This is a genomic window from Pseudomonas mediterranea CFBP 5447, assembly GCF_000774145.1.
GTDB classification, from domain to species: Bacteria; Pseudomonadota; Gammaproteobacteria; order Pseudomonadales; family Pseudomonadaceae; genus Aquipseudomonas; species Aquipseudomonas mediterranea.
This window is the reverse complement of the sequence record NZ_KN322987.1, coordinates 273,586-289,640: the sequence shown is the minus strand read 5'-3', so window position 1 is coordinate 289,640 and position 16,055 is coordinate 273,586. Positions and strand designations below refer to the sequence as shown.

Genomic DNA, 16,055 nt, shown 5'->3' with positions numbered 1-16,055 from the left:
TCCTCACTCAGTTTCACGGGTGCGTACAAACAGCAGTTGCTGGCCGGTGAACTCCAGCAACCCTTCAAGGCCGAACTCGACGCCGAACCCGGACATCTTGCTGCCACCAAAAGGCGTATTCGGTTGGATCTGCGCGTGGCAGTTGACCCAGGCCACGCCGCTTTCCAGGCGACTGGCCAAGGCTTGTGCCTGGGCGAGATCGCTGCCCCACACAGAGCCTCCCAAGCCCATATCGCTGGCATTGGCGCGGCGCAGCACGTCCTCGACGTCCTGATAGGCAATCAGCGGCAGCACCGGACCGAACTGTTCTTCGTCGACCAGGCGGTGCCCGTCCGTGACATCGGCCACCAGGGTTGGCGGATAGAAAAACCCCGGCCGGTCCAACCGAGCGCCGCCGCACAACACCCGGCCGCCATGGGCACGGGCGTCGGCCACCAGCGCCTCGACCAGTTCCAGTTGTTCGAGGTTCTGCACCGGTCCGAAGGTGACCTCGGGTTCCAGGCCATCACCCACCACCTGGCGCGCAGCGATCCGCACCAGCGCGTCGGCAAAGGCCTCGTACTGGGATTCGTGTATGTACAGGCGCTTGAGGGCGGCACAGGTCTGGCCCATGTTCAGGAAGGCCGCCTGGAAAATGTCCTCGGCCACGGCTTCCACCGGGGTGCCAGGCAACACGATGGCGGCGTCATTGCCACCCAGCTCCAGCGTCAGGCGCTTGAGGTTGCTCGCGGCGCCACGCATCACGCTCTGGCCGGTGGCGGTCGAGCCGGTGAAGACGATCTTGTGGATGCCGGCATGGGAGGTGATCGCGCTGCCGAAGCCCTGCTCTCCGGTCACGACGTTGATCACACCCTTGGGCACATGGCGGGCGATGATGTGCACCAGGCTCAGGGTGCTCAAGGGCGTGAGGCTGGACGGTTTGCTGATCACGCAATTGCCGGCCCGTAGCGCCGGCATGATGTGCCAGATGGCGATCATGAACGGCCAGTTCCAGGGCGTGATCGACGCCACCACCCCCAACGGCTTGCGGTGCAGCTCGATGCGCTGGGTCGGGGTTTCTTCCACCCGTTCCACCGGGATCTGCTGTTCGGCGATGTAACGCGTCCAGGCCACCGCCCCCATGACTTCGAAAAGCGCCAGGGCCAGGGGCTTGCCTTGCTCCTGGACAATCAATCGGGCCAACGCGTCGGCTTGCGCTTCGATGTCGGCAGCGATGCCCAGCAAGCGCTCCCGCCGATCTTCGTGGGTGCTGTGGCGCCACTCGCTGAAGGCCGCCTGCGCCGCATCGACCGCCAGGTCCAACTGGGCCAGGGAGCCGGCGGGGCAGCGGGCAAAAGCGCGGCCGGTGGCCGGGTTGATGACATCGAAGCCACCCTGTTCACCGCTGACCGCAACTCCGTTGATGAGCATTTGATAATCGTGCATCAGTACCTCCCTTTCGCGCGCAGACGGGCCGTCCCGTACCACGCGGATCGGTATTTTCGTGAGAATTGAACAGTGCCGCGTGAGGCTCTAAAGCTTGTGGCTACCCAGCGCCAGGAACCGCTCGGGGGAAATCCTGCGCAGTCGGACCGCCAGGCATACGCCGACGATCAACGCGACGGGGATGATCGCGCAGAGGGTGTAGGACAGCAGCGTGCTGGCCCCGGTCAGCACATCGAAATGAATCACCGCGAGCGCCAGGACCACCAGCAAGGCCAGACAGGAAAACACCGGCAGGATCCGCCCGCGCCAGACGCCGAGCTTCAGTTCCGGGTGGCGCCGGAAGTAGACCACCACCGCTGCCGAGGTCAGCGCCATCAGCAGAATCACGCACAAGGTCGCCAGGTTGGAGAACCAGGCGAACAGCTGGAGGATCGGGTCGGCATCCAGCGCGGCGAAGATCAGCACCACCACGGCGGCAATCAGACTCTGCAGCGCCGACCCCATGTGCGGGCTCTGGTGGACGCGGTGGGTCGTGCCCAATTGGCGATGCAACAGGCCGTCACGGCCGATAGCGTAGAAATAGCGGGCCGCGGCGTTGTGGAACGCCAGCAGCCCGGCGTAGATGCTGACCATGAACAGGACGCGGATGACCTGGGTCAGGTGCGGACCGACAAAGTGATCGGACAGGCCATAGATGAACGTGGTCGGGTCCTGCAATGCCTGCAACGTCGGCACGATCTTGTCCGCCCCCACGCCCACCACCATGGCCCACACCGACAAGGCGTAGAAGCCGCCGATCAACAGCACCGAGCTGTAGGTGGCAATCGGAATGGTGCGGTGCGGATCGCGGGCCTCTTCGCCGTAGATGGTGGTGGCTTCGAAGCCGATGAAGGCGGCGAAACAGAACAGCAGGCCGATGGACGGCGTGCCGCTGAACACCTGGCTGCGGTCGAACGAATCGAGATTGATGCCGCTGTCACCGCCGGTCTTGAGGATGGCGAAATCCAGGATCAGGATGGCCAGGTACTCGGCGATGACCACCACCGAGAGTACCCGCGCAGAGAGGTCGATCTTGCGATAGCCGAGAATCGCCACGCTCGCCATGGCCAGCAGCGAATAGCACCACCAGGGCAAGTCGAGGTTGAAGACGCTGGCCATCGTGCCGCTGACGACCCCGCCGAACATCCCGTACAGGCCCACTTGCAGGATGTTGTAGGCGAACATCGCCAATACCCCCGCCGCGCCGCCGGCCAGGCCGCCCAGGCCACGGGAAGTAAAGGCGTAGAAGCCGCCCGCGTTGGTCATGTGCCGGGACATGGCGGTGTATCCCGCCGAGAACGCCAGCAATACCAGCAGGGCCAGGATCAACAAGGCCGGCGTACCGGCACCGTTACCCAGCATGATGCCGATGGGAAAGCCTCCGGCGATGACACTCAGTGGGCTCGCCGCCGATACCACAAAGAAGATGATGAAGCCGACGCCCAGGGCGCCTCGCTTCAACTCCGTGGAGCTGCTGATCGGAAAAGATACGCTCATTTTTTTAACCTTATTGTATGAGGCCGCTGTTGCAGATCGGGCACGCCAGACTCACCGCTGCGCACAGGCTTGTTGTGTGTTGCCGGATCGATGCTATGCCCTCGCCAAAACCGTTCGCTATCCCAAATCGGCAGCATCGGGAGCAGCGCCCCAAAGTGGGGCAACCGCGATGTCCTATGCCCGGCAGTGGCTGCCGATTCGGGCTAACGGCGCCGACGTCGCGTCCGGCAAGATGACCTCGCCCGCCCTTGAACCAAGTCCGGGTACCCCACAATAACAATCAGGCGGGACGCGCCCTTCCAACGCCAACCCAGGCCTTGGCTGCGTGCGATCTGAAGCCTCCAGCAGGAAGTCCCGGCATGTTCTTCGCGCGTCTCAGTATTCAGTGGCGGATCACACTCTTGAGTGGGTTGTCCCTCCTGGCCGTCGTCGGCGCATTGACCGGCGCTTCCCTTTACCAGAACCAGCAGAGTGCACAGTTGTTGAAGCACCAGAGCAGTCTCCTGCTCGGTCAGTCAGCCCTGGAACGCCTGCAGGCACAGGCCTTCGCCCACGGGCAGCGGGTCGAGCGCTTCTTCAACGAAACAGCGTTGTACGGGGAAGGATTCAGCCAAGAGGTTCTTCAACTGCGTGCCCAGGCCCTGGACGGACGATTGACCGCCACACAACTGCGCCAGGCAGTGATCGGCGCCACCCGCCAGGCCCTGCTCAAGCGGGAAAAGATCCTCGGGCTGTACGTCGTGTTGTTGCCTGGCGCGCTGGCCGGGGACGATGCCGGTTTCGCCGGCCAGCGAAACCTGGCCGGGAACGAAAAAGGTCGCTTTGCCTTGTATTGGTCGCAAAGCCAGCCGGGGCAACTGGTCCAGGAAGTGCTCAGCGAAGCCCAGATCGTGGCCAACAATGCCCCGCCGGGCAGCGAGCCGGGGAACGCCTGGTACTTCTGCCCACAGACCGAGCGGCGTACCTGCGTGACGGAACCCTACGAGGTCGAAGTCGAGGGCCGGAAAACCCTCATGAGCAGTATCTCGGTGCCCTTGATGGACAAGGGACAGGCCATCGGCGTCGTGGGCATGGACATCAGCCTCGACACCCTGCAGAAACTCGCCGCCACCTTGGCCGATGACCTGTATCCAGGCCATAGCGAGATCAGCATCCTGTCCCCGTCGGGCCAGCTAGCCGGCCACAGCGGCAGCGTGTCGGACACCTCCGTCGACGTGCGCCAGAGCGTGCAGACCGTCGCGAACGGCGCCCCCTGGCAGTTGCAGATACGGGTTCCCGAGGCGCTGGTGCAGGCGCCGGCCTTGCAGATGCAGGCCCAGTTGGATGAAAGGCAGCAATACGCCAACTGGGTCAATCTCGGCCTGGGCCTGCTCGCCGGCGGGCTGGGCTTGTCGCTCATCTGGCTGACCGCCTACGGCGTGACCCGGCCGCTGCTGAGCGTCGCCGAGATGCTCGATGCCATTGTCGAAGGCGATGGCGACCTCACCCGGCGCCTGCCCGACGACCGTAGCGACGAGCTGGGCCAACTGGCCAATGGCTTCAATCGCTTCCTCGCCAAACTGCAGCCCATCATTCGCGATATCCAGCAAGCCTCCCAAGACACCCGCAATACCGCCGATACCTCCTCGCAAGTGGCCCAGGAAGTGAGCACGGGCATGTCCAGGCAGTACCGCGATGTCGAACTGGCCGCGACCGCCCTGCATGAGATGAGCGCCAGCGCCCAGGAAGTCGCCCGCCACTCCCATCAGGCCGCGGATGCCGCCACCCGCGCCGAAAGTGCCAGCCGATCAGGCCGGGCATTGTTCGCTCACGCCGTGAGCAGCATCGGCACCCTTGACCAAAGCCTCGAAACCACCCTCGGCCAGGTGCAGACCCTGGCCGACAACAGCCAGCAGATCAACCAGGTGCTGGACGTGATCTGCGCCATCGCCCAGCAGACCAACCTGCTGGCCCTCAATGCGGCGATTGAAGCGGCCAGGGCCGGCGAACAGGGACGCGGTTTTGCGGTGGTGGCGGACGAAGTCCGACATTTAGCCAGCAATACCCAGAACTCGGTCGAACACATCCGCCGGGTGATCGAAGCGTTGCAACAGCTCAGCCAGGAGGTGGTGCACAACACCCAGCTCAGCCGTGAACTGGCCAGGGGCAGCGTGGTTCAGGTCGAACAGACCCAGGTGGCGTTGCAGCACATCAGCGATGCCGTGGAAGTGATCGAACAAATGAACCAGCAGATCGCCAGCGCGGCCCTGGAACAAAGCACCGTTGTCGAAGACATCAGCCATCGCGTCAGCGATATCCGCACGATCAGCGAAACATTGACCAGCCGGATGCAGGACGCCTCGCAAGCCAGCCTCCAGCTCTATGAGATGGCAAACCATCAGCAGCAACGGGTGGGACACTTCCGCACCTGAGCGGTAATCGCTAGAGCCGAAACAGCTGCCCCATGGCCTGGCCCAACAGGACCACCGCTTCGTCGGCCTCGCCACCGGGCGAACGTATGAACACCACGTCGTGCTCCGGAATGAACGGCAGGTCCGCGAGTATCTGCATCTTCTCCGTCACACGGGCGCGATCGATCAGGCTGATTGCCAACCCGGCCTCGACGCACGCCTTGACGGCCTGATTGGAGGGGCTTTCCAGCACGATGCGCACCTTGTGGCCGCTGTGCCGGAGCGATTCGAGCATGGCTTGTCGATAAGGGCACTGCGCCGCGTGCACCGCCAGTGGGAGCGGCTGCGAAAGGGTCAGCGTCCTGTTGATCGGTCCGACCCAGACAGGCGCGGTCGGTACCAACACCTGCCCCTGCGCGTCGGACTGCCCCTTTGGCAGGGTGACGACGGCCGCCTGGAGTTTTCCACGCTGTACCAGGTCCCGCAGCGCATAACTGGGGGCGGTCTTGAGCTCCAGCACCACGTTGGGCCAGGCCGCCACGAACGTCGGCAGAATGTCGCGGATAACATGGTTGGCGTATTCGTCCGGCACTCCCAGGCTGATCCGCCCCGCCAGACGGTTACCCTGCAGATCGGCCAGCACCCGGTCATGGGCGTCCAGCAATTCCGTGGTTGAGGTGAGCAGCCGCTTGCCCAGCGCCGTCAACGAGACCGATTGATTGTCGCGATTGAGCAGGCGCCCCCCGGCAACCGCCTCCAGCCGCTGCACGTGCACACTCACCGCCGCCGGGCTTTTATGCAGGTGTTCGGCCGCGGCGCTGAACTTGCCGATACGCGCGACGGCGTGGAATGTACGAATCAGCTCGATGTCGAGTACGGCCGCCATGATTCACCTTTTATGAAGGACTACTGCAATACATTTTGATTTATCAGATTACCGCGCTTTTGTAGCGTGGGGTCATGAAAACGATCCCATGCCCTGCCTCGACCCCTTCAGCCTGGTACTGGCTGGTTCCGTTGCCCTTGCTGGAAGCCGCGTTGATCGTGACGTGGAGCTCCGGTTTTGTCGGGGCGCGCTTTTCCATCGATTACGCTCCCGCACTGCTGGTGGTGTTCTGGCGCTGCGTCGTGATCACCCTGGTGCTGTTTCCCTTCGTTGCTCAGCAGTTACGCCGGGCACCGGCGGCAGTGCTATTGAAGAACGCCGGCATCGGGCTGCTGGCCATGGGCGGCTATCTCGCCGGCATCACCCAAGGCATTGCCCTGGGCGTGCCGGCTGGCCTCGCCGCGCTGTTCGCCGATCTGCTGCCGATGGGCCTGGCCCTGCTGGCAGCCTGCGTGCTCGGACAGCGACTGGCCTGGCAGGTCTGGGCAGGCCTGATCATCGGGCTGGCCGGCGCTGCGTTGGCCACCCATGGCGCGCTCACCTGGGGCCACGCGCCAGGGTGGGCCTATGCCCTGCCCTTGCTGGGCATGCTCTCCCTGGCCGTCGCGACCCTGTGGCAAAAGTATCTGCCGGCATCCGAATCCCTGGGCCTGATGCCCAACCTTTGGCTGCAATGCTGTGTTTCGGCGGTGGTATTCGCCGTTCTTGAAGGTCTATCGGGGAGCCTGGCCCCGATACCCAGCACCGGCTTCGCCCTGAGCGTGCTCTGGACAGTGGCCTTGTCCACGATGGGCGGCTATGGGCTGTACTGGCTCTGCCTGCGCCGCGCAAGCCCGACCCGCGTCGCCAGCATCCTTTATCTCAGTCCGCCAGTCACGATGCTTTGGGCCTGGGCCATGTTCAACGAACCGCTGTCATGGCCGATGGCATTGGGGATGCTGGTGTCTGGAGCGGGTATCTGGCTGGTTGTACGCGTGGAGGCCCGGCAAGCCTGATGTCAGTCAGTTAAGCCACAACCTGTGGGAGCAAAGCTTGCTCGCGATAGCGACAGACCAGTCAACATTGTTGCTGACTGACTTACCGCTATCGCGAGCAAGCTTTGCTCCCACAGTTTTGCGCCGTTTGCTCCTCAACCGACTGGCATTGAGGCAAGCCCCACAGGCAGCGACTTAACGAGCGGCCGTGACGACGTTGGAGATCCGGTTGAAAAACGGCTCCAGGCGTTCCCGCGGCGCATCGTGTTCCACCACCAGGGTAGACACTTCGCCACACGCGGCCACCTGATAATGCGCGACGCTGGAGAGTTTTTCATTGGTCACCGCCACGACCACCTGGCCGCTCGCCGCGACCACCGCGCGCTTGAACTCGGCGTCGTCAAGGCCGAAGGCCGTAACCCCGTTGTCCGGGTCGATGGCGCAGGCACCGAGAAAGCACAGGTCGAAACTGAACTGCCGTAGCTGCTGTGCCGCGGCCAGCCCGATTGCGCCGCCTGCAACGGGGTTCAAGCGTCCGCCCAATACAATGACCTCGGCGCGAGGCAGCTTCATCAGTTGCACCGCAATCAGCGGCGAGTTGGTGGTGACGGTGAACTGGAGCTGGGGATCAATGGCGCAGGCAATGGCCAGGTTGGTAGATCCGGCGTCGATGAAGACGTGCTGCCCGGCGCTCAGCAACCCGGTGGCGGTCTGGCCGAGACTGTTCTTGCGCCCGGTGTCCTGCCTGACGCGGACGTCTATCGGTCGCTCGGCCGCGGGCAGCAGGATGGCGCCGCCGTAGACGCGCTTGCATAGCCCGGCCGCCGCCAATGCACCCAGGTCGCGTCTTATAGAGTGCTCGGACACATTCAGTTCACTGGCCAGATCGGCCGCAATCACACGGCCATAGCGTGCAAGGCGTTCACTGATCAACCGCTGGCGTTCGCCGGGAAATACGTCGTTCGATGAGCCCATGACTTCATAACCTGCATAAACGAGCATAAACGCTCATGACCGAGCAAGCATGCCGCTTATGCGAAGGATCGTCAAACCGATGATTCGGGATGGGCTGACGTCGCCGAAAAATAATCGAAACGAGCTCTCGCGCCAGGGGTCTAGACCATTAAGCCCACCGATGAGAGCACTACCCATGTTGAAATTTCTTGGCAGTACCGTTGGCATCATCTTCCTGATCGGCCTGATCGTGGTCATCGCCCTACTCAAATTCATCTTCTGACCGAACGGCTGCCGGGTTCGGCACATGCGTTACCCGCGCATAACGAGCCCGGCGGGCAACCGCCGCGTAATGGCCATGATCAACAGCAGTACCCTAAACGAGGGAATTCTGCGACGATAGCGAAAACAAGCACGCCAGGGACACAGGCCATTCGATTTCATCCTCTGGCGAGTTACGATGCATCTCCTTCCACTTCAAAGCTTACGGGCACGATTTGCCATCGCTGTCGCGTCGGTCGTGCTGGTCCTCAGTTGCCTGTTCGGCACGGTGATCGGTGAGTCATCCATCTCCAGGCTCAAAGAGAAAACCGGTCTTCAACTGAGCGAATACGCATACTCCATGGTCGATCGTCTTGATCGGGATATGGACAACCGGTCGAAAGCGCTCACGGTCCTCAGCCAGCTGGAGACGCTGCGCAACACTGCGAACATCGCCGAGGCGCGCAAGCTGCTCAATCATTTGAGTGACCAGTTCCCGAGCTATTCATGGATCGGCCTTACCGATGCCCACGGCAAGGTGCTCGCCTCCACCGACAGCCTGCTCGAAGGTGTCGATATTTCGCAACGTCCTGTGTTCATCAATGGCCAGCAACAGACCTTTATCGGCGACGTTCACGACGCCGTCATGCTGGCGAAGCTGCTGCCCAACCCTTCCGGCGAAGCGATGAAGTTCGTCGACATCAGCATGCCGGTCCGGGACGACTCCGGCCAATTCCTGGGCGTACTGGCGGCGCACCTGTCCTGGAAGTGGGCCGATGAGGTTGGCCGATCATTGTTCGTGCCCTTGCAAAAACGCCTGCCTGGGCTGGAGTTCCTGGTGATCAGCAAGGACGGCACCGTCATCCTGGGCCCTAGCGAAATGATCGGCAAACCTATCGGCATCACGGTCAATGAAGGTGTCGGGCAACACTGGTCGGTCAAGCGCTGGCAGGACGGTAACGTATACCTGGCAGGTTCGGTCCAGAGCGTTGGCGTCGGCGATTATCGCGGCCTGGGATGGACCGTGGTCACGCGACAACCGGCTGAAGCGGCTTTTGCTGAAGCACATCGACTGCGTAACGAGATCCTCATATGGGGCGGCCTGCTGTCCGTCCTGTTTGCCGTGGTCGGGTGGTTCGTGGCGGGCATCATCACCGGGCCCATCAATAAAATCGCCGAGGCGGCCGCTCGGCTGTCCGAAGGCGCCGATGTCAGCATCCCGCTACTCAAGGGCAGTCGGGAAGTCGAGACATTGAGCATCGCGATCCGCCACCTCGTTGACAGCCTGACCCGAAAAAGAGGTCAGTTGGCGCTGGTCGAAGGCATTGCCTACCGCGATGTGGTCACGGGCCTGCCTAACCGGGCGGCCCTGAACAAGTATGTCGAGGCCGTGGGCCGCGAAGTCGAAACGCAATGCGATTTCGGCGTACTGTGCGTGGATCTCGACGGATTCAAACCCGTCAATGATGACTTCGGCCATGCCGTTGGCGACGCGTTGCTTCATGAAGTCGGTATTCGGCTCTTGACGGCGGTGCGCGAGGGCGACATCGCCGTCCGCCACGGTGGTGACGAATTCGTGCTCCTGCTGCGCCTGAACAGCGGAGAGTCCCTGGCCAGCATCCAGGGTGCTGCACATCGGATCCTGGCGAAACTGGCCGAACCGGTGGTGTTGGCCGGACAGTCGATCAACATCGGTTGCAGCATCGGCGGAGCACTCTGGACCGGCGGCGCATTTACCGACGCCCTGGCCCAGGCCGATGAAGCGCTGTACCGGGCCAAGCGCGCCGGCAAATCCCAGGCGAAGTTCCACGAGGCTGCGTAGCGAGTGCCTGCCAGGCAGTCTTTCTGCAAGCCAATAGACCGCCATCGCGAGCAGGCTCGCTCCCACAGAGTGCTGCGGCGTATGCAAATGCTGCGTACAGCGCAGGTGCAATGTGGGAGCGAGCCTGCTCGCGATGGCGTCGGTCAGGGCGCCGCTTACTTGTCCTGGAACTCCGCCGGCCGCTTGGCCACGAAGGCGGCCATGCCTTCTTTCTGATCCTGGGTCGCGAATGCCGCATGGAACACCCGTCGTTCGAAACGCACGCCTTCGGACAGGCTCACTTCAAACGCACGGTTGACGCTTTCCTTGACCATCATGCTGATCGGTACCGACTTGGAGGCGATCAATGCGGCGGTTTTCAGGGCGTCATCCAGCAACTCGTCGGCCGGTACGATCCTCGCCACGATGCCGCAACGTTCCGCTTCCACCGCATCGATGAAACGCCCGGTCAGGCACATTTCCATGGCCTTGGCCTTGCCCACCGCACGGGTCAGGCGCTGGGTGCCGCCCATGCCCGGCAGGACGCCGAGGTTGATTTCCGGCTGGCCGAACTTGGCGCTGTCGCCGGCCAGGATGAAGTCGCACATCAAGGCCAGTTCACAACCACCACCCAAGGCGAAGCCGTTCACCGCCGCAATGATCGGCTTGCGGCGGTTGGCCACGCGGTCGCTGTCGCTGAACAGGTCGTCGAGGTAGATCTGCGGATAGGTCAGCTCGGCCATTTCCTTGATGTCGGCCCCGGCGGCGAAGGCTTTCTTCGAGCCGGTCAGCACGATGCAGCCGATCTTCGGGTCCGCTTCCAGGCTGTCCAGCGCGTGGTTCAACTCGCTGACGATCTGCGCGTTCAAGGCGTTCAGCGCCTGGGGACGGTTGAGGATGATCAGGCCGACGCGGTCCTTGATTTCCAACAAAATCGTTTCGTAGTTCATGCAGGACTCCTGTTCAAAGATTGCGCGAAATGACCATGCGCTGAATGTCGCTGGTGCCTTCGTAGATCTGGCAGACCCGTACGTCGCGGTAGATGCGTTCCAGCGGAAAGTCGTTGAGATAACCGTATCCGCCCAGGGTTTGCAACGCCATGGAGCAGACTTTTTCGGCCATTTCCGAGGCGAACAGCTTGGCCATGGAAGCCTCTACCAAAGCAGGCTGACCGTTATCCCGCAGCGCGGCGGCGTAATGCACCATCTGCCGCGCCACAGCGATCTGGGTCGCCATGTCCGCCAGGCGGAACGCCACGGCCTGGTGCTCGATGATCGGCTTGCCGAAGCTCTGGCGCTCGCGGGCATAGTCCCGGGCCGCCTCGAAAGCCGCGCGCGCCATGCCGACCGATTGCGCCGCGATGCCGACCCGTCCGCCTTCCAGGTTCGCCAGGGCGATCCTGTAGCCTTCACCCTCCTCCCCCAGCCGATTGGCAACCGGCACCTTCACATCTTCGAACAGGATCTGGCAGGTATCGGAAGCATGCTGGCCGAGTTTGTCCTCGACCCGCGCCACGCTGTAGCCCGGTGAGTCGGTGGGTACGATGAACGCGCTGATGCCACGCTTGCCCGCACTCGGGTCGGTCACCGCGAACACGATCACCACCCCGGCGTTCTGCCCGGAGGTAATGAACTGCTTGCTACCGTTGAGCACGTAATGATCGCCGTCCAGTCGCGCCCGGGTCTGGAGACTGCTGGCGTCCGAGCCGGCTTGGGGCTCGGTCAGGGCAAAGGCGCCGAGCATCGCGCCGCTGGCCAGGGGCGTGAGGAACCGCGCCTTCTGTTCGTCGCTGCCGAACTTGAGGATCGGCACGCAACCCACCGAGTTGTGCACGCTCATGATGGTCGAGCACGCTCCGTCACCGGCGGCGATTTCTTCCAGAGCCATGGCGTAGGTCAGGTAGCCGGTGTCGCAACCGCCCCACTGTTCCGGCACGAGCATGCCGAAGAAACCCAGCTCGGCCATTTCGCCGATGGCTTCCCTGGGAAAGCGGTGCTCGCGGTCCCACTCGGCGGCGAACGGTTTCAGGCGTTCCTGGGCGAACTGCCGGGCCACGTCGCTGATCTGTGTCTGTTCTTCAGTCGGGAGCATGATGATTCCTTAGTACAGGCATTCGACGGCCATGGCCGTGGCTTCGCCGCCGCCGATGCAAATCGCTGCGACGCCGCGCTTGAGGCCTTTCTGGCGCAGGGCCGAGAGCAGCGTCACCAGGATCCGCGCCCCGGAAGCACCGATCGGGTGGCCCAGCGCGCAGGCGCCGCCGTGGACGTTGACCTTGTCGTGGGGGATCTCCAACTTGCCCATGGTCACCAGCCCGACCACGGCAAACGCTTCGTTGACCTCGAACAGATCCACTTCATCCAGCGACCAACCGGTCTTTTGCATCAGTTTCTTCACCGCGCCAATCGGTGCGGTGGGGAAAAGGCTCGGGGTGTCGGCAAACGCCGCGTGACCGTGAATCACCGCCAGCGGCTTCAGGCCGCGCTGTGTCGCCTGGCTCTGGCGCATCAGCACCAGCGCCGCGGCACCGTCGGAGATCGAGCTGGCGTTGGCCGCCGTCACCGTGCCGCCTTCGCGGAATGCCGGCTTGAGGGATGCGATCTTGTCGATCCGCGCCTTGGGCGGCTGTTCGTCGTGGCTCACCGTGACCTGTTCCTTGCCGACCATGACCTGCAGCGGCACGATCTCGGCGTCGAAGCTACCGTCCTTGATCGCCTGCTGGGCGCGGGTGGTGGACGCGATGGCGAAGGCGTCCTGGGCTTCACGGCTGAAACCATTGGCTTCGGCGCAATCCTCGGCGAAGGTGCCCATTAGGCGCCCCTTGTCGTAGGCATCCTCCAGGCCGTCGAGGAACATGTGGTCCAGGACCTTGCCATGGCCCATGCGCAAGCCGCTGCGGGCGCGATCGAGCAGATACGGAGCGTTGGACATGCTTTCCATGCCGCCGGCCACCACCACCTCGGCGCTGCCGGCCACGAGCATGTCATGGGCGAGCATCGTCGCCTCCATGCCCGAACCGCACATCTTGTTCAGGGTGGTGCAACGGGTCGACTTGTCGAGCCCGGCACCCAGCGCCGCCTGCCGCGCCGGGGCCTGGCCCTGGCCGGCGGCGAGCACGCAACCGAACAGCACTTCCTCCACCGCACCCGGTGCGATACCGGCGCGTTCGACCGCTGCCTTGATGGCGGCCGCACCCAGTTGCGGGGCGCTGAGGCTCTTGAGTTCGCCCTGGAAACCGCCCATGGGGGTACGGACGGCACTGACGATGACAATCGGATCGTGGGTCATGACAAAAATCCTCCTTACTTCGCAGCCATGCGCAAGGCTCCGTCGAGACGGATCACCTCGCCGTTGAGCATGCTGTTTTCAATGATATGCCTGACCAGCGCCGCGTACTCGGCCGGTTTGCCCAGGCGCGGCGGGAACGGCACGCCGGCAGCCAGGGAATCGCGGACTTCCGGGGTCATGCCGGCCATCATCGGCGTTTCGAAAATACCGGGCGCGATGGTCATCACGCGGATGCCGAAACGCGCCAGTTCCCGGGCAGCCGGCAAGGTCAGGCTGGCAATGGCGCCCTTGGATGCGGCATAGGCCGCCTGGCCGATCTGGCCGTCGAAAGCGGCCACCGACGCGGTGTTGATGATCACGCCGCGTTCGCCGTCGGCATCGGCCTCGGTTTCGGCAATGGCCGCAGCGGCCAGGCGCAGCAGGTTGAAGCTGCCGATCAGGTTGACGTTGATCACCTGGCTGAAGCTGGCCAGCGCATGAGGGCCGTTCTTGCCGAGGATCTTCTCGCCACGCACGATACCGGCGCAGTTCACCAGGCCATTCAGGCCGCCGAATGCCTCGACGGTGGCCTTGACCGCCGCTTCGGCCGCCGCCTCGTTGCTGATGTCCGCCACCACGCTCCGGCAGCCGAGCTTCTGCGCCTGGGCAGCCACGGCTTCGGCATTGAGGTCCACCAGCATCACCTTGGCGCCGGCCTTGACCAACAGCTCACCGGTCGCCGCACCGAGGCCGGACGCACCGCCGCTGACGAGGAATATCTTGTTGTCGATCTGCATCATGGTTTCCTTGGATTCAAGCTGAAACGTTCTGCGCCGCCGCTTCTTGGGCTTTGGCGATTTCCTGGTTGCGCAAGATAAAGCGCTGCAACTTGCCGCTCGGGGTTTTCGGCAAGTCGCTGACAAATTCGATTTCACGGGGATATGCATGGGCGGCCAGGCGCTTGCGTACGTGTTGGCGCAGTTCTTCGGCCAGCTCCGGCGCGGCACGGTACTGGGCACTGAGCACGACGAAAGCCTTCACCAACTCGGTACGCTCCGGGTCGGGTTTGCCGACCACGGCGGCTTCGACCACGGCCGGGTGTTCGATCAAGGCGCTTTCCACGTCGAAGGGACCGACGCGATAGCCCGACGTGGTGATCACGTCATCACTGCGACCAACGAAGCTGATGCTGCCGTCCGGGTTCAGTTCGACGGTGTCACCGCTCAGGTAATAATTGCCAACGAACGCCTTGGTCGGCCCACCTGCGTAACCGGCGAACCAGCACATCGGCGACTGGCTGCGGTCGACGGCGAGAATGCCCGGCTGGCCGACACCCAGTTCCTGGTGGTTCTCATCCAGCACCACGATCCGATGGCCCGGCGAGGCAAAGCCGGCCGCCCCGAGGTGCACCGGATGCTCAAGCCCGTGGTGGTTGCACAGCACCATGCCCAGTTCGGTCTGGCCGTAATGATCGTGGATCACCACGTCCAGGTGATCGGCGAACCAGCGGATCACTTCCGGGTTCAGCGGCTCGCCGGCACTGCTGACGATACGCAGCCGGCCCTTGACCGATCGGGCGAACTGCTCGCCTCCGGCAATCAGCAGGCGATAGGCGGTGGGCGAGCCCGTGAGGTTGGTGATGCCGTATTTGTTGATGACCCGGCAGGTGCTTTCCAGGGTGAAGGGACCATCGTAGAAGGTGATCGGATGGCCCATCGCCAAGGGTCCGGTCACGCCGAAGTAGATGCCATAGGCCCAGCCTGGGTCGGCGAGGTTCCAGAAGGCATCTTCGGGACGCAAATCCACCGCGTCACGGGTGTAGCTCTGGAAGGCGACGATAGCTTTGAGCGGTACGGCCAGCGCCTTGGCCGGCCCGGTGGTGCCGGAGGTGAACATCAGCAGGAACGGGTCTTCACCGGTGAGCATGACCGGTTCGCATTGATTGGAGTGGTTTGCCACTTCAGCCCAGAAACTGAAGTCGCCCCGCACGATTCCCCGACCTTGTTCGCCGCCGACGGTGACCACGGTGGGGCAGCCGCTCACTTCGTTGAGCTTGGCCCGGTTGACGCTGTCGGTGACGACAATGCGCGCGCCGGAGCTGCCGAGGCGGTGCTCGATGGCCTTGGGTCCGAACGCGGTGAACAATGGCTGATACACGGCGCCGATGCGCCAGGTGGCAAGCACCACGATCAGCAACTCCGCGGTGCGAGGCAACAGGCCGGCGACCTTGTCGCCCTTGGTCACGCCCTGGGCCAGCAGGAAATTGGCGAAGCGTGCGGCGTTATCCTGCAGGTCACGGTAGGTCCAGGTCGCCTCGCTGCCGTCACGGCCCTCCCAGAACAAGGCGATACGCCCCGGCAACGCATGCCGGTCGCAACATTCGACACAGGCGTTCAGCGCCTCGAGCGAACCGTGCAGCGCGGCGTTGACGGTGTGCAGGTAATCGAACTGCGACGTGGCGGACGAATAATCGCGCATGACTAGAATCCCTCTGTACTTTTTATTGGTTGGGGGAACCGTGAACAGGGGAATACTCGCGCCGAAGGGCTTGGGCGACAATG

The 16,055-nt window shown here is 63.4% G+C and carries 13 protein-coding genes; 4 read left to right on the top strand and 9 right to left on the bottom strand.

Features of this window, described 5'->3' with window-relative positions; all coding sequences use genetic code 11:
* Window positions 1-3: 3 nt before the first annotated feature.
* Window positions 4-1,425, bottom strand: a complete 1,422-nt coding sequence (locus N005_RS21430; protein WP_047703020.1) for an aldehyde dehydrogenase family protein — start codon at window positions 1,423-1,425, stop codon at window positions 4-6.
* Window positions 1,426-1,512: 87 nt separating this feature from the next.
* Complete coding sequence (locus N005_RS21425) at window positions 1,513-2,961, bottom strand: APC family permease (RefSeq protein WP_047703019.1); 1,449 nt, start codon at window positions 2,959-2,961, stop codon at window positions 1,513-1,515.
* A 359-nt stretch (window positions 2,962-3,320) separates the two neighbouring features.
* Here N005_RS21425 and N005_RS21420 point away from each other — a divergent pair, with 359 nt between their 5' ends.
* Entirely contained in the window at window positions 3,321-5,372 is a 2,052-nt protein-coding gene (locus tag N005_RS21420) for a methyl-accepting chemotaxis protein (RefSeq protein WP_047703018.1), read from the top strand.
* 10 nt (window positions 5,373-5,382) lie between these two features.
* Here N005_RS21420 and N005_RS21415 read toward each other — a convergent pair whose 3' ends face one another.
* The gene (locus tag N005_RS21415) at window positions 5,383-6,237 is read right to left on the bottom strand and encodes a LysR family transcriptional regulator (protein ID WP_047703017.1); all 855 of its coding nucleotides are present in this window, start codon (window positions 6,235-6,237) and stop codon (window positions 5,383-5,385) included.
* A gap of 74 nt (window positions 6,238-6,311) precedes the next feature.
* On the opposite strand from N005_RS21415, the gene N005_RS21410 reads away from it, so the two are divergent.
* Window positions 6,312-7,232 (top strand): DMT family transporter, encoded by a 921-nt coding sequence (locus N005_RS21410; RefSeq protein ID WP_047703016.1) that lies wholly within the window; start codon window positions 6,312-6,314, stop codon window positions 7,230-7,232.
* Window positions 7,233-7,406: 174 nt separating this feature from the next.
* Here the strand turns inward: N005_RS21410 and N005_RS21405 are convergent, their stop codons facing one another.
* Window positions 7,407-8,213 (bottom strand): DeoR/GlpR family DNA-binding transcription regulator, encoded by an 807-nt coding sequence (locus tag N005_RS21405; RefSeq protein ID WP_392397532.1) that lies wholly within the window; start codon window positions 8,211-8,213, stop codon window positions 7,407-7,409.
* A 133-nt stretch (window positions 8,214-8,346) separates the two neighbouring features.
* Here N005_RS21405 and N005_RS30100 point away from each other — a divergent pair, with 133 nt between their 5' ends.
* Window positions 8,347-8,448, top strand: a complete 102-nt coding sequence (locus N005_RS30100; protein WP_448649300.1) for a small membrane protein YohP — start codon at window positions 8,347-8,349, stop codon at window positions 8,446-8,448.
* Window positions 8,449-8,625: 177 nt separating this feature from the next.
* Window positions 8,626-10,248: a sensor domain-containing diguanylate cyclase gene (locus tag N005_RS21400; protein WP_052126427.1), complete on the top strand. Its 1,623-nt coding sequence runs from the start codon at window positions 8,626-8,628 to the stop codon at window positions 10,246-10,248.
* 155 nt (window positions 10,249-10,403) lie between these two features.
* Here N005_RS21400 and N005_RS21395 read toward each other — a convergent pair whose 3' ends face one another.
* From N005_RS21395 to N005_RS21375, 5 genes are read right to left on the bottom strand one after another with little or no spacing between them, the layout of a single operon-like run.
* Window positions 10,404-11,177, bottom strand: coding sequence for an enoyl-CoA hydratase (locus tag N005_RS21395; RefSeq protein ID WP_047703015.1), 774 nt, complete (start codon window positions 11,175-11,177; stop codon window positions 10,404-10,406).
* A 13-nt stretch (window positions 11,178-11,190) separates the two neighbouring features.
* Window positions 11,191-12,318, bottom strand: coding sequence for an acyl-CoA dehydrogenase (locus tag N005_RS21390; protein ID WP_047703014.1), 1,128 nt, complete (start codon window positions 12,316-12,318; stop codon window positions 11,191-11,193).
* A gap of 9 nt (window positions 12,319-12,327) precedes the next feature.
* Window positions 12,328-13,515: an acetyl-CoA C-acyltransferase gene (locus N005_RS21385; protein ID WP_047703013.1), complete on the bottom strand. Its 1,188-nt coding sequence runs from the start codon at window positions 13,513-13,515 to the stop codon at window positions 12,328-12,330.
* 14 nt (window positions 13,516-13,529) lie between these two features.
* Entirely contained in the window at window positions 13,530-14,291 is a 762-nt protein-coding gene (locus tag N005_RS21380; protein WP_047703012.1) for an SDR family NAD(P)-dependent oxidoreductase, read from the bottom strand.
* 16 nt (window positions 14,292-14,307) lie between these two features.
* Window positions 14,308-15,972, bottom strand: coding sequence for an AMP-binding protein (locus N005_RS21375; protein WP_047703011.1), 1,665 nt, complete (start codon window positions 15,970-15,972; stop codon window positions 14,308-14,310).
* Window positions 15,973-16,055 lie beyond the last annotated feature (83 nt).

Bases quoted from the DNA above. Each gene is read 5' to 3' on its own strand.
- N005_RS21430 (WP_047703020.1), bottom strand. From the start codon at position 1,425: ATGCACGATTATCAAATGCTCATCAACGGAGTTGCGGTCAGCGGTGAA.
- N005_RS21400 (WP_052126427.1), top strand. From the start codon at position 8,626: ATGCATCTCCTTCCACTTCAAAGCTTACGGGCACGATTTGCCATCGCT.
- N005_RS21390 (WP_047703014.1), bottom strand. From the start codon at position 12,318: ATGCTCCCGACTGAAGAACAGACACAGATCAGCGACGTGGCCCGGCAG.
- N005_RS21425 (WP_047703019.1), bottom strand. From the start codon at position 2,961: ATGAGCGTATCTTTTCCGATCAGCAGCTCCACGGAGTTGAAGCGAGGC.
- N005_RS21385 (WP_047703013.1), bottom strand. From the start codon at position 13,515: ATGACCCACGATCCGATTGTCATCGTCAGTGCCGTCCGTACCCCCATG.
- N005_RS21375 (WP_047703011.1), bottom strand. From the start codon at position 15,972: ATGCGCGATTATTCGTCCGCCACGTCGCAGTTCGATTACCTGCACACC.
- N005_RS21410 (WP_047703016.1), top strand. From the start codon at position 6,312: ATGAAAACGATCCCATGCCCTGCCTCGACCCCTTCAGCCTGGTACTGG.
- N005_RS21405 (WP_392397532.1), bottom strand. From the start codon at position 8,213: ATGCTCGTTTATGCAGGTTATGAAGTCATGGGCTCATCGAACGACGTA.
- N005_RS30100 (WP_448649300.1), top strand. From the start codon at position 8,347: ATGAGAGCACTACCCATGTTGAAATTTCTTGGCAGTACCGTTGGCATC.
- N005_RS21380 (WP_047703012.1), bottom strand. From the start codon at position 14,291: ATGCAGATCGACAACAAGATATTCCTCGTCAGCGGCGGTGCGTCCGGC.
- N005_RS21420 (WP_047703018.1), top strand. From the start codon at position 3,321: ATGTTCTTCGCGCGTCTCAGTATTCAGTGGCGGATCACACTCTTGAGT.
- N005_RS21395 (WP_047703015.1), bottom strand. From the start codon at position 11,177: ATGAACTACGAAACGATTTTGTTGGAAATCAAGGACCGCGTCGGCCTG.
- N005_RS21415 (WP_047703017.1), bottom strand. From the start codon at position 6,237: ATGGCGGCCGTACTCGACATCGAGCTGATTCGTACATTCCACGCCGTC.